We start from the raw sequence: 11,992 nt of genomic DNA on the forward strand, positions 1-11,992 counted from the left end.
CTCCTTCGCAGCGTGGTTCGCTGCACGCATCATGGAGTCCGGATATTCACGACCGTGTTACCTGGCTCTGCCGCACTGCGGACATGGCGCGATGTGGACAGGCGGCTATTCGGTGTCGGCGGGACCTTCGAGGCCGGCCTTCTCGTCACGCTCGGCCCACTCCAGGAGCGGCGCCAGGTCGAAAGCGGTGTCGTCGATGTCCGCGTGCAGGTCACCCAGCTCGGCGAACCGGGCCGGGACGGTCAGCAGCGTGAAGTCGTCCGGCTGCACAGCGTCGATCTCGTCCCAGCGGATCGGCGTCGACACCGTGCCACGCTGGTTTCCGCGTACGGAATAGGCGCTGGCGATCGTGTGGTCACGGGCGTTCTGGTTGTAGTCGACGAACAGCTTCCGGGGATCGCGGTCCTTGCGCCACCACGTTGTCGTGACGTCCTCGGGTGAGCGCCGCTCGACCTCCCGGGCGAAGGCCAGCGCGGCCCGGCGCACGTCACCGAAGCCGTGCTCAGGCTTGATGCGCACGTAGATGTGCAGGCCACGGCCGCCGGACGTCTTCGGATAGCCGGTGATGCCCAGGTCGTCGAGGACCTCGTGGGCGACGTGCGCGACCCGGCGCACGGTGTCGAAATCGCACTCCGGCATCGGGTCGAGGTCGATGCGCCACTCGTCGGGCTTCTCCGTGTCGGCCTTGCGGGAATTCCACGGATGGAACTCGACCGTCGACATCTGCACCGCCCAGACGACCTCACCCAGCCCGGTCACACACAGCTCGTCCGCGTGCCGGTTGTAGCGGGGGAAGGTGACGCGGACCGTCTGCAGCCAGGGCGGGGCGCCGTTCGGGACACGCTTCTGGTGGACCTTGTCGCCGGCCAGGCCGTCCGGGAACCGGTGCAGCATGCACGGCCGCTCCCGCAACGCCCGGACGATGCCGTCACCCACGCTGAGGTAGTAGTTGACCAGGTCGAGCTTGGTCAGGCCGAGCTCCGGGAAGTACACCCGGTCCGGGTTCGAGACCCGGACGGTGTGCTCCCCCGCGTCAACCTCGATGGCGGGTGACTTGGTGGCCATGGACTCCAACCTAGCGGCTCACGCCTCCGCGCGGTGCCGTCCCGTCCGGGTGGGTTCGGGCTGGTCGGAGACCGCGCGGCGGCCGCCGCCGAGGTGCTTGACCGCGTACATCGCGTGGTCGGCGGCGCGCAGGGCCTGATCCGGGTCGTCGCTCGGTGTCGCCAGGTGGACACCGACACTCGCGCCGATGACGACCTCGTTGCCGAGCACCTGGAACGGCCGCTCGACGGCGAGCCGCACGCGGGTGCTCATCGTGTCGGCGTCGGCCTGCGCGGTGACACCGGGCATCAGCACGACAAACTCGTCACCGCCGACACGGGCGAGCACGTCACCCTCGCGGACGCAGGTGCTGAGCCGGTCGGCGACCTGCCGCAGCAACTCGTCGCCGGCCTCGTGGCCGTGCGCGTCGTTGACCGGCTTGAAGCCGTCCAGGTCGACGAAGAGCACCGCGACCGCGTCGTCCTCCAGCGAGGTGCCCAGGGCGTCCTGCATGCGGCGCCGGTTCGGCAGGCCGGTCAGGGCGTCGTGGGTGGCCTCGTGGTGCAACCGCTCCTGGAACGCGCGGTTCTCGGAGATGTCGCGGGCGTTGATGACGATGCCGGTCAGCGCCGGGTTCTGCATCTGGTTGGAGGCGGTGAACTCGAACCAGGTCGCCTTCCCGGTCGCGTTGAGGATGCGGGTCTGCAACCGCAGCACCCCGTCGCGCTCGGTCAGCAACTCGGCGAAGGCCTCCCGCATCCGGGGACGGTCGTCGGGGTGCACCAGCTCGAAGACGCTGGAGCCCTGCAGCGAACCGGCCGGGAAGTGCAGCACCGACGCGGCGCTCGGGCTGGAGTAGGCGACCCGGCCCTCGGCGTCGAGGACGGCCACCATGTCCGGGGCGTGCTGGAACAGGGCCTGGAACCGCTCGTCGGCCCGGCGGCGCTGGACCTGGGTGCGATAGCCGAGGATCGAGATGCCGACGGCGCCGATCAGGAGCATCGCCAGCAGCGTCACGTTGATGGTCTGGCTGCGGCTGTGCACCGCCCCGTCGAACGAGGCCAGCGTCTGGGTGCGGACGTACACCCAACCACCCGGCAGGTTCTCGTTCTTCACGACGATCGAGATCATGGCGGTCCGGCCGGCCCGGTACTCGACGAAGGCCGAACCCGTGGAGAGCTTCGCGGCGGCGGCGACAACCGCGGGATCCACCGTCGCGCCGATCTTCTCGCTGTCGCTGGTGAAACCGATCCGCCCGGTGGTGTCGACGATCGTCGTCAGATGCCCCTCGGACCGCAACCGCACCGTGTACGCCTGCAGCGTCGTGTCAGCGATCTTGTGGTAGCCGAGGAGGATCGCCAGCGTCGCCCCGCTGACCTGGATCGGCACCGCGAACGCCTCGACGGCGACGGTCGCCCCGGTGGCGTCCTCGACCCGCATCACCGACGAGACGCCCAGCTTCCCGGCGAGCAGCAGCGCCCGCATCGGCTCGTACCCCGGGTCGGTCCCCACCGGCAACGGGTTGCTCCGGGTGGCGTTCAGGATGGTCCCGTTGGGTGCGGCGATCGCAGCCCCGTACCCGAAGGAGGTGGACTTGGCGACGTACGCCTCCAGCGCCTGCTGGTCCCCGACATAGCCGATACCGAGGTTGAAGGCGTGGCTGTCGGCGAAACCCTTGAGCTCCTTCGCGGAGAGCAACTGCATCTGCCCGGCCAGGGTGGCGTTGTTGACGGCCAGCGCGAGCGAGTCGGCCCGGTGCACCGTGTCGGCAGCACGAAGCGCCGACCGGTTCACCAGAACACCGACGATGCCGACCGCCACCAGCAGCAGCACGCTGACGACGACGGCGATCCAGTTGCGCAACCGCATCTGATTGCCTCCTCGCGCATCCCATCGGATGTGCGGGGAGCCACTTGAACAATTCAGGCCGCCTCGCGCGCCCGCGTGGCCACCGTGGCGGTCGCCAGGGCCGCCGCACAGGCCAGCAGAACCGTCGAAACCGGCACGCGGTCGGCGATACCACCCAGCACGTTGTTGGTGATCAGCAGTGGAACGCTCTGCGTGAGAACGAGCACAGCCTGCACGCGGGCCAGGTGGGTGCTCGGCGCTGTTCCGAGCACGAGCGGGGCGATGTGCGCGCTGAACAGCCCGGTGCCGAGACCGGTCAGGAAGCCCGCGGCCACTGCTGCTCCGGCGGCGGGCGACAGGGCCAGCAGTGCTGTCCCTGTCGCGGCGACCAGCAGCCCGGCCACGGCGGCCCGGGCCGGCCGGCGGTGAGCGCCCCAGATCAGGACCGCGCCCACCATGACGGCCGTGCCGAGCGCGATCGTCCCGGCCACGGCACCACCGGCCGTCGCGGGCCAGTCCCGCTGCCGGGCCAGCAACGGCACCAGCAAACCGGACACAGGGAGCAGGAACGCGGCCGCCGCCGCGGTCAGCAGCAACGCCGGACGCAGCACCGGATCGGCGAACGCGGTCCGCCATCCGTCCATGATCGGGCTCCTCGCTGCCGGCCGCACCGGTCGGCGTAGGGCGATCAGCACCACCGCCACCAGCGCGAACGACGCCGCGTTGGCCAGTGCGGCAGCGGCCAGCCCGGCCGCCGCGACCACCACGCCGCCCAGCGGCGGACCGGCGAACGCCACCGCCTGACCGGCCAGCTGACGCGCCGCCAGCGCCCGCGGCAGCCCGTCGCCCGGCACGAGCAGCCGAGGCATCGCCCCCGACGCCGGCAGGTAGAACGCGTCCACGACCCCCACGGCCAGCGCCGAGGTCACCAGCAGGACCGGCTGCTCACCGAACCGGGCGGCGGCACCGACCAGCCCGAGCATCACAACCGTCATCAGCACGTCCGCGGCGATCATCACCCGCCAGGCGCCGAACCGGTCGGCCACCGCACCCCCGGCCAGCAGCAGGAGGACCCGCGGCAGGTTGATCGCGGTCAGGACCAGGGCCGCGAAGGTGCCACCGCGGCCCGCGGCGATCCAGGCCATCGCGAACGCCAGCACCTGCGTGCCGAGCAGTGACACCGTCGCCGCGCCCAGCCAGACCCCGAATCCCCGCATCGGGGCAGCGTGGAGCCTCGAGCCGGTCGAGGGTCAAACCGTCAGCGGCGCCACGGCGGTCGCTGCCCCTGCAGCCACCACTGCAGGGCCTTGGTGACCTGCGGCAACACCAGGTACGTCATCAGCGGCGTCAGGCACAGCGTGGTCGCCAGGGTGCGGACGACGACGTTCTGCCCGGCGACCAGGTGCCCGATCGTCAGCGCCGACAGCAGGCTGAGCGGGAAGAACCCGAGCCAGATGGTCACCGCCTGCTTCCACCGCGGCGGCGGCTTCGGTGCCGGGGTGAGGTCGTCCACCTCCCGCTCCTGCGGCGGGTCGAACCAGCCCTCGATCCCGGTACGCCGCTCGACCCGCGTGTGCTCGACCATCCCCTGCGCCGACGACAGCCACCACTGCCGCTGCGGGGACTCCTCCCACACGTGCAGCGCGTCGGCGTCGGCGAAGCGGTAGAGCATGTGCCACTCGGTCGACCCCAGCACGGGGCGTACCCACCCCACGCCGAGAAAGCCGGGAAAGTCCTCGGCCAGCGCGGTGCCGGCTCGCACCCAGGCGAGCATCTCCGCATTCCGCGACGGATCAGCCCGCCGCGTGATCGCAACGGTCACGGCAAGCTGCTGCGGGGCGGTGGTTTCCATACCCCCGATCCTTCATCCCCGGTGTTACGTCTCGGCGGCAAACGGCCTTCCCAACATGTGATACTCCGCTCCCTCAGACCTCAGAGCTGTGGTGGAAGGCGCGGACCTGGTCCTCGACGCGGGCGCGCAGGGACAGGAACGGTGGTGTTCGCTTCACGGTCAGGTCGCGGTCGGCGGGGAGCTCGACCTGGAGGTCGGCGGCCACGCGGCCCGGGTCGCAGGCCAGGACGACCACCCGCCGGCCGAGGAAGACGGCCTCCTCCACGTCGTGGGTGACCATCAGCACGGTTGTGCCCGTGTCCTGCCAGACGCGGCGGAGGAACACCTGCATGTCCTCCTTCGTCTGGACGTCGAGAGCGCCGAAGGGTTCGTCGAGCAGCAGGACGTCCGGTTCGCAGGCCAGGGCGCGGGCGATCGCCACGCGTTGGCGTTGACCGCCGGACAGGGTTTTGGGGAGTTTGTCGCGGAGGGCGGTGAGGCCGGTCTCGGCGAGGTACCAATCGACGCGTTCCCGCCGGTCGGTGCGGGACAGGTCGAGGAGTTCGAGGCCGAAGGCGACGTTCTGGGCGACCGTACGGAAGGGGTAGACCGCGCCGGACTGGAAGACCAGGCCGCGGTCCGGGCCGGGGCCGGTCACCGGGGTGCCGGAGAGGGTGATGGCGCCGGTCGTCGGCATCGACAGGCCCGCGATCAGCGAGAGCAGTGTCGACTTGCCGGAGCCGCTGGCGCCGACGAGGCAGACGAACTCGCCCTCGTTCACGTCCAGCGTGATGTCGTCGAGGGCGGTGAACGCGCCGAAGCGCATGCCGACCGAGGACAGCGTGAGGAGGCTCATCAGACCCACCGGCCGATCCGGTCGCGCAGGACGCGGAGCGCGATGTCGAGCGCCAGGCCGATCACCGCGATCACGATCAGGATGGCGAAGATGCGGTCGCTGGCCAGGAAGCGCTGGCTGCGGGCGATGCGGTAGCCGAGACCCTCCTGGGAGTTGATCAGCTCGGCGACGACCACGAAGTTCCAGGCGGCGGCCGCGTTCACGCGTACCGCGTCGATCATGCCGGGGAGCGCATGGGGGACGACCACCTTGCGCAGCACCTCGCCGCGTCTGGCCCCCAGGGTGTAAGAGACGTCGATCAGAGCGCGGGGCACCTGACGGACCGCGTCGGCGGTCATCAGGGTGTTGAAAAAGACCGTGCCGATGAAGAGCAGCATCCACTTCGACGGTTCGCCGATGCCGAGCCAGATCGTCAGCAGCGGGATGAACGCGCTGGCCGGCAGGTAGCGCAGCAGCCCGACGAGCGGCTCGAACAGCGCCTGCCCGGCCTGGAAACTGCCCATCACCAGACCGAGTGGCACGGACACGACGATCGCCAGGCCGAAACCGATCAGGATCCGCTGGACGCTGGCCCACGTGTCGGTCCAGAGCTGACCCGACTGCGCCATCTCCCAGCCGGCGGCCAGGACCGCCGACGGTGACGGCAAGAACTGTTCCGGTACGGCACCAGAAGCGGCCACCGCCACCCACGCGACCAGCGGCACCAGCACCGAGCAGATGATCAGCACGATCCGGGCCCGGCGGGTGATGGGCGCCCGCAACGCCCACAGCCGGGCCGGTCGTACGGGACGCCGGCGCGGCAGTTTTGCCCGGGCCGGCCGCGTGGGGGCGGTGACGGTGCTCATTCCTTCACGGCCTGCACGAACTTGGGTTCGAGCAACCCGTCCAGCGGCGGCTTCTCCTCGGCGAGACCGGTGGACACGAGGAAGTCACCGATCTGGTTCGCCTGGAAGTCGAGGTTCGCCGCCGTGCTGCCCGTCGCGAACGCGTCGAGGTTCTGCTGACGCGTGAAGATGGTCGTACCGGCGTCGTAGCTCTTGTAGTCGGCGGCCGTGACGCCGCCGCGCTTGGCCATGATCTCGATGGCCGCGTCCGGGTTGGCCTTGATCCACGCGGTGGTGTCGAACCAGGTCTGCACCATGGCCTGCACCTCGGTGGGGTGGTCCTTGACGAAGTCGGCGCCGAAGACCAGGTGGTCCGGGATCGCGCCCGGGAAGTCCGCCGACGTGGCGATCGCCTTGCTGCCCGACAGACCCAGTGCGGTTGTCGTGAACGGTGCAAAAACGCCGACCGCGTCGACCTTGCCCGCCACGAACGCGGCTGCGGCGGCGTCGGTGAGCAGCGGCGTGAACTCGACGTCCTTCTCGGTCAGCCCGGCCTTCTGCAACGCCAGGAGCAGCAGGTAGTGGTCGACGGTGCCCTGCTCGGCCGCGACCTTCTTGCCCTTGAGGTCGGCCACGGAGTTGATGCCGGGCCGGGCGATGATCTGGTCGTTGCCGGTCGAGTTGTCGTTGGTCAGCACCACGGTCTGCTTCGCGCCGCCGCTGACCGACGACAGGGTGTCGTTGAGTGTCTGGCTGTTCGCGTCGAGGTTGCCGGTGCTCAGCGCGGTGAGGCTGTCGGTGTAGCTCTCGAAGTACTTGAGGTCGACGGTCACGCCGTTCTTCGCGAACAGCCCCTTCTCCTGCGCGACCTGCCACGGGAACCACCCCGGCCAGGCCGAGAAGCCGAGCCGGACCGTGGCCTTCTCCCCCGCCGCACTCGCGGAGTCGTCGGTGCCACCGCAGCCGGAGATCAGGAGCACGACAGCCGCAGCCGCCGCGATGATCGTTCTTCTCATCGGTTTGTCCTTTGCGGGAGGTGGCCCGAGCGGACCAGGCAGCCGAGGGTGTCGCAGATGACGCGGGTCGCCAGCAGCGCGGTGATCTCGGCGGTGTCGTACGCGGGCGCGCACTCCACGACCTCGATCCCGGCGAGCGGACGGGCGTCCGCGATGATCTGGATGAACTTGAGGACCTCGCGCGGCAGGAAACCGCCGGGCTCGGGCCAGCCGGTCCCCGGCACGAACGCGGCGTCGAGGCAGTCGACGTCGAACGAGAGCCAGACCGCCTCGGCGCCGTCCCAGGCGACCTCGAGCGCACGCTCGGCGGCCTGCTCGATGCCCATCTCCACGCAGTCGGTGACGGTCATGATCGTGGTGCCGCGTTCCCGGCCGACCTTCACACCGGGCCGCGGCGCCTGCCAGCCGCCGATGCCGATCTGCACCAGGTTCTTCGGCGGCACGTTGGGGATGTCCGTGGCGTGGAACCACGGCGTCGTGTGCATCCGCTCGTCGAGGTCCGTCTCCTGCGTGTCGACGTGCCGGTCGAAGTGGATGATGCCGAGGTTGCCCTGCAGGTGCTGGGCCACACCACGCACGGTCGGGTAGCCGATCGAGTGGTCACCGCCGAGCACCACCGGGAAAGCCCCGGACTCGTAGACGTGACCGACGGCCTTGGAGATCTGATCGAACGTCTTCTCGATGTTCGCCGGGATCGTGAAGATGTCACCCAGATCCGCGATCGTGATCGACTCGCGCAGATCCACCCCGAGCTCGAACGAGTACGGGCCGTACAGCGCCGAGATCTTCCGGATGCCCTGCGGCCCGAACCGCGTCCCCGACCGGTACGTGGTCCCGCCGTCGAACGGGGCACCGAGCACCGCCACGTCGTACTCCCCGCAGCGGCGCACGTCCTCGACGTACGGCGCCTTCAGGAACGTGTTGATGCCCGCGAAGTGCGGCAGCTCGCCCCGGGAGAACGTGGGGATCGTGCGGTCCTTGATGGAGTCGGCGCCCTGCAGGCCGTACTCGAGCCCGCGGTCGATCTCCTCCTGCCACTTCGTGGTCGGCAGCTTGGCCTCGGCGGCGACAGCGTACGCGGCCTCGGGCCCGTACCGGTCGTGCAGCGTCGGCTCGGTCTCGGTCTGCTCGACATGCTCGTGCTGGTCATCGTGCTGGTGGTTGAAACCCACGGGCGCCTCCGTACGGAGAGGCCTGGCCGGAGAGCAGCCAGAACCCTTGGCTGTTCTCCCGGGCTTTTATCCCGCCGTGGAGCGCCCGCACGCGGGCACCTGCGTCTCTCGGACCAGCCCGCTCACCGCGGCGGAACCCTAGGCGCGCCTCACCAGGTGATGAGTCACCTGGCAGTAGAGACCCGGGACGTTGCCCGGGCATGACCCGTCCGTTACCGCTGCGTGTCGCGCTTCCGGGCGGGGTCGGCGCGAGGCAGGATCCGCTTCTCACCGCTCTTGGCCATCGCGGTCAACGGACCGGTCGCCAGCCCGACGATCCGCGCCAGGATCGGCTGCCGCTGGCGGCGCAACAGCCGTGGCCCGATGCCGGCCATCACCTCGGTCAACGCCGGCAGCGGCCGCCCGAAGAAGGTGATCTCCCGGATCAGCCCGTCCTTGTTCAATCGCAGCAGCTGCGCCTCTTCGAGTTCCTCCGCCTTTACTCTGCCGCGATAGAACAGCGCCCAGGTGTCACCCTCGCCGACCTGCGTGTGAAAGCGGATGTCGCTGATGACCTCGAACGCGCTGGCCAGCACATCGGTGACCGCCGCCGGCCCGTGAAAGCGGAACTGCGCGGTCAACGGTGAGATCAGCTCAACCTCGGGAGCCAGGCAGACCGCGGCCGCCGCCGCGTCGCCGCTCTCTCCCGCCGCACACCAGGCCGTGATCGTCGCGTTCCCCATCGGCCGAATCTACCTGCGGTAGGTTCCCGTCCCATGACGTCGCTGCGAAAGATATCGATGGCTGCCCTGGCCCTCGTCACTGTTGCCGCCACCTCGGGCTTCACCCACGGACACGCCGGCCCGTCGTGGAAACTCACCGACACCGGTGCCACCGCCCGCTTCCGCGGCCTGGCCCCGGTCAGCGACAAGGTCGCCTGGGTCGCCGGTTCCGCCGGCACGATCCTCCGCACCACCGACGGCGCCCGCACCTGGCAGAGCGTCGGCCCTCCCGGTACGACCGACCTCCAGTTCCGTGACATCGAAGGCTTCGACGCCCGCCACGCCGTGGCCCTGACCATCGGCGAGGGCGACCAGTCCCGCATCTACGCCACCTCCGACGGCGGTCGCACCTGGACCGAGTCGTTCCGCAACGACGACCCGGCCGCCTTCTACGACTGCGTGACTTTCCTCGACCGCCGCCACGGCCTCGCCCTCTCCGACCCGGTCGGCGGCAAGTTCCGCATCCTCGCCACCACCGACGGCGGCCGCTCCTGGCACGTCCAGTCCCCGGCCGGTATGCCGGAGGCGCTGGCTGGCGAGTTCGCGTTCGCGGCCAGCGGCACGTGCCTGGTCTCGGCAGCGGGTCGCGCGTGGTTCGCCACCGGTGGCGGCGAGCGGGCCCGCGTCTTCACGACCGCGAACGGCGGCCGCACCTGGCAGGTCACCGACAGCCCGCTCCCGAGCGGGCCGAGCGCCGGGATCTACAGCCTCGCCTTCCGCGACGCCCGCCACGGCCTCGCGGTCGGCGGCGACTACGCCCTGCCCGACTCGGCCCCGAACGGTGCCGCGACCACTCGCGACGGTGGCCGTACCTGGCGGACATCCTCGGTCGTCCCGGGCGAGTACCGGTCGGGCGTGACCTGGCTGGGCGGCAAGACGGCCCTGACGGTCGGCCCCACCGGCAGCGACATCAGCCGGGACGCCGGCCGCACCTGGACGGAATTCGACGGCGGCAGCTTCGACGCCGTCGAATGCGTCGGCGGCGCCTGCTGGGCCTCCGGCGAACAAGGCCGCGTAGCCAAACTCACCTGGACCCACTGAGCCCCACGCCGCGCCACCCACCCGGGTGGCGCGGTTTTACCTCCGCGGCCAGACGTAGACGGCGGCAATCCCCAGGGCGAGCGCGGTGATGACACCCGCCACCGTGATGGCATATCGGACAGTCGCGTCCGGAGTCCCCCACTCGCCGGCCACAGCCAGCAGGGTGACGAGCGCAGTCATGAAGCTGCCCGCGGCCAGCAGAGCGGCCTTCACCACACCGTGTCGATGATCCGCTTTCGGCTGGTCAGGCACCTGATTCGTAGCTACGGTGGTCACGTCGTTTCCTAACTGATCTTCGCAAGGGTGAGGGCAGGATTCGTCGTGACGGCCCGCGTGCAAGGCGGGCCGTCGCTTTATCTGTTACGCCGGGGACATTACCCGAACGCGGCCTGCAATAAAGCTGCGGGAACAACCCTCGCCATTACCGGCAAGCAGCCGAATCAAGTCTTCGACTAAGGCGCTGACCTGCGCTTATTTTCGCCAGAGACTTGCGCTGACCTGCATGGATGCACGAAGTTGATCTTAAGTCATGTCACCCGGAAGACGGACCCGACCGTTTCCCGGGCAGCAACATCGCGAAAATTCCGGGCCAGATTAATGCGCATGCGAAACGCACTATTCCAGGGCGGCATTCAGCTTCCCGTTCCCATTTGCCGCGCCACCCGAGTGGCCAGGCTCAGCGAGGCAGCAGCGTGCGGCACCATCCGCGCCGGATCGATGACGTCATCCTCGTACGGCGTGAAGTCCGGCTTGAGCCGCAACCAGATGACGTCCCGCGCCGAGCGGTACTCCCAGTTCGGCTGAAACTCACGCAGACCCTTTCTCCGGGCCCGTCGCATCTCCTCCCGGAACCACTCGGGGTCCCGGACGAAGATCAGAACGTCGATCTCCGGCCGCAACGTCAGCAGGGGTACCGAGATACCGCAGTACCTCAGCGCGACCTGCTTCCTGCCGACGGCCTTGAGCAGCCGCCAGTGCTGTTCGGTGGGCGCGAAGACCCCGGACGGGGCGACGTGCACAAAACCGGGATGGGTGAGCACTTTGTCGGAACGGGGAATCAGCAGCGCCGTGTGCCCACCCTTCCCATCCGCGACGATCATCGTGACGGCGACGGAGAGGGCTGCGGCCCGCAACCGGCCGTCGAAGACAACACCGGGACCCGCAACCTCCGCGGCCTCCGCGAGGGCGGCGACACGCTCGTGCAGCCAGCGGCGCCGAGCTCGGCCCAGATCGGGAATTCGCGGCCGCCGAACGTGACGAGCTTGGTCCCCGGGTAGAGCTCGCGCAGGGTGCTTGACCAGCCTGTGCCGGCGAAGACTTTCAGTTCTTGGCGCGGGTCCGGCAAGAATCGGCGGTCCTGGCGGGGAGTACGGGCGGGGCGCTGTTGCGGCTTTCGCAGGGCCAGCAGAGCCACGACAACACCGACGATGCCGGCGAGCCAGCTGACGCGTTCGATCCAGTTCCACTCGGGGAACCAGCCCTGGCGCACACCGACACCGACCAGCACAGCCAGGACCACGACGCCGGCGCCCCGGGCGAGTTGAACCGGCCATCGTCCGCGCATGGTCCATCTTGGTCATGGGGGTGGCCCGGTGTCGA

Annotated in this window: 13 protein-coding genes and 1 riboswitch; of the genes, 1 reads left to right on the forward strand and 12 read right to left on the reverse strand. The window is 69.7% G+C overall.

Annotated elements, in window-relative coordinates:
- Positions 1–105 precede the first annotated feature (105 nt).
- From ligD to AFR_RS34760, 9 genes are all read right to left on the reverse strand, one after another.
- A complete protein-coding gene (gene ligD, locus AFR_RS34720; protein ID WP_023561504.1) occupies positions 106–1,065 on the reverse strand; it encodes a non-homologous end-joining DNA ligase in 960 nt (319 codons plus the stop codon).
- Between the two features lie 18 nt (positions 1,066–1,083).
- On the reverse strand, positions 1,084–2,913 hold the full coding sequence (locus AFR_RS34725; protein WP_023561505.1) for a sensor domain-containing diguanylate cyclase: 1,830 nt from the start codon (positions 2,911–2,913) through the stop codon (positions 1,084–1,086).
- Between the two features lie 53 nt (positions 2,914–2,966).
- Complete coding sequence (locus AFR_RS34730) at positions 2,967–4,109, reverse strand: MFS transporter (protein WP_023561506.1); 1,143 nt, start codon at positions 4,107–4,109, stop codon at positions 2,967–2,969.
- Between the two features lie 41 nt (positions 4,110–4,150).
- On the reverse strand, positions 4,151–4,744 hold the full coding sequence (locus AFR_RS34735; RefSeq protein ID WP_023561507.1) for an antibiotic biosynthesis monooxygenase: 594 nt from the start codon (positions 4,742–4,744) through the stop codon (positions 4,151–4,153).
- A 73-nt stretch (positions 4,745–4,817) separates the two neighbouring features.
- Positions 4,818–5,579, reverse strand: coding sequence for an ABC transporter ATP-binding protein (locus tag AFR_RS34740; RefSeq protein WP_041843130.1), 762 nt, complete (start codon positions 5,577–5,579; stop codon positions 4,818–4,820).
- Positions 5,579–6,424, reverse strand: a complete 846-nt coding sequence (locus AFR_RS34745; protein WP_023561509.1) for an ABC transporter permease — start codon at positions 6,422–6,424, stop codon at positions 5,579–5,581. Before AFR_RS34745 ends, AFR_RS34740 begins: the two co-directional genes overlap by 1 nt.
- On the reverse strand, positions 6,421–7,419 hold the full coding sequence (locus AFR_RS34750; RefSeq protein ID WP_023561510.1) for an ABC transporter substrate-binding protein: 999 nt from the start codon (positions 7,417–7,419) through the stop codon (positions 6,421–6,423). Before AFR_RS34750 ends, AFR_RS34745 begins: the two co-directional genes overlap by 4 nt.
- The gene (locus AFR_RS34755; RefSeq protein ID WP_023561511.1) at positions 7,416–8,591 is read right to left on the reverse strand and encodes an agmatinase family protein; all 1,176 of its coding nucleotides are present in this window, start codon (positions 8,589–8,591) and stop codon (positions 7,416–7,418) included. Before AFR_RS34755 ends, AFR_RS34750 begins: the two co-directional genes overlap by 4 nt.
- Before the next feature lie 53 nt (positions 8,592–8,644).
- Positions 8,645–8,744: riboswitch (guanidine-I (ykkC/yxkD leader) on the reverse strand.
- A gap of 59 nt (positions 8,745–8,803) precedes the next feature.
- The gene (locus AFR_RS34760) at positions 8,804–9,313 is read right to left on the reverse strand and encodes a nuclear transport factor 2 family protein (protein WP_023561512.1); all 510 of its coding nucleotides are present in this window, start codon (positions 9,311–9,313) and stop codon (positions 8,804–8,806) included.
- Between the two features lie 33 nt (positions 9,314–9,346).
- Between AFR_RS34760 and AFR_RS34765 the strand changes: the two genes are divergently transcribed.
- Positions 9,347–10,393: a WD40/YVTN/BNR-like repeat-containing protein gene (locus AFR_RS34765; RefSeq protein ID WP_063749556.1), complete on the forward strand. Its 1,047-nt coding sequence runs from the start codon at positions 9,347–9,349 to the stop codon at positions 10,391–10,393.
- 36 nt (positions 10,394–10,429) lie between these two features.
- Here AFR_RS34765 and AFR_RS34770 read toward each other — a convergent pair whose 3' ends face one another.
- The 3 genes from AFR_RS34770 to AFR_RS34780 all read right to left on the reverse strand — a co-directional run bounded on the left by AFR_RS34770 (position 10,430) and on the right by AFR_RS34780 (position 11,957).
- On the reverse strand, positions 10,430–10,609 hold the full coding sequence (locus tag AFR_RS34770; protein WP_041841372.1) for a hypothetical protein: 180 nt from the start codon (positions 10,607–10,609) through the stop codon (positions 10,430–10,432).
- Positions 10,610–11,025: 416 nt separating this feature from the next.
- On the reverse strand, positions 11,026–11,493 hold the full coding sequence (locus AFR_RS34775; protein ID WP_148308167.1) for a hypothetical protein: 468 nt from the start codon (positions 11,491–11,493) through the stop codon (positions 11,026–11,028).
- Positions 11,490–11,957 (reverse strand): hypothetical protein, encoded by a 468-nt coding sequence (locus AFR_RS34780; protein ID WP_023561515.1) that lies wholly within the window; start codon positions 11,955–11,957, stop codon positions 11,490–11,492. Before AFR_RS34780 ends, AFR_RS34775 begins: the two co-directional genes overlap by 4 nt.
- Positions 11,958–11,992: the final 35 nt, after the last annotated feature.

This window comes from Amorphoplanes friuliensis DSM 7358 (genome assembly GCF_000494755.1).
Lineage (GTDB): Bacteria > Actinomycetota > Actinomycetes > Mycobacteriales > Micromonosporaceae > Actinoplanes > Actinoplanes friuliensis.

What these genes read in the sequence shown, in the direction of transcription:
- AFR_RS34750 (WP_023561510.1), bottom strand. Translation starts at nt 7,419, where the DNA reads ATGAGAAGAACGATCATCGCGGCGGCTGCGGCTGTCGTGCTCCTGATC.
- AFR_RS34780 (WP_023561515.1), bottom strand. Translation starts at nt 11,957, where the DNA reads ATGCGCGGACGATGGCCGGTTCAACTCGCCCGGGGCGCCGGCGTCGTG.
- AFR_RS34745 (WP_023561509.1), bottom strand. Translation starts at nt 6,424, where the DNA reads ATGAGCACCGTCACCGCCCCCACGCGGCCGGCCCGGGCAAAACTGCCG.
- AFR_RS34730 (WP_023561506.1), bottom strand. Translation starts at nt 4,109, where the DNA reads ATGCGGGGATTCGGGGTCTGGCTGGGCGCGGCGACGGTGTCACTGCTC.
- AFR_RS34760 (WP_023561512.1), bottom strand. Translation starts at nt 9,313, where the DNA reads ATGGGGAACGCGACGATCACGGCCTGGTGTGCGGCGGGAGAGAGCGGC.
- AFR_RS34725 (WP_023561505.1), bottom strand. Translation starts at nt 2,913, where the DNA reads ATGCGGTTGCGCAACTGGATCGCCGTCGTCGTCAGCGTGCTGCTGCTG.
- AFR_RS34775 (WP_148308167.1), bottom strand. Translation starts at nt 11,493, where the DNA reads ATGATCGTCGCGGATGGGAAGGGTGGGCACACGGCGCTGCTGATTCCC.
- AFR_RS34735 (WP_023561507.1), bottom strand. Translation starts at nt 4,744, where the DNA reads ATGGAAACCACCGCCCCGCAGCAGCTTGCCGTGACCGTTGCGATCACG.
- AFR_RS34740 (WP_041843130.1), bottom strand. Translation starts at nt 5,579, where the DNA reads ATGAGCCTCCTCACGCTGTCCTCGGTCGGCATGCGCTTCGGCGCGTTC.
- AFR_RS34765 (WP_063749556.1), top strand. Translation starts at nt 9,347, where the DNA reads ATGACGTCGCTGCGAAAGATATCGATGGCTGCCCTGGCCCTCGTCACT.
- ligD (WP_023561504.1), bottom strand. Translation starts at nt 1,065, where the DNA reads ATGGCCACCAAGTCACCCGCCATCGAGGTTGACGCGGGGGAGCACACC.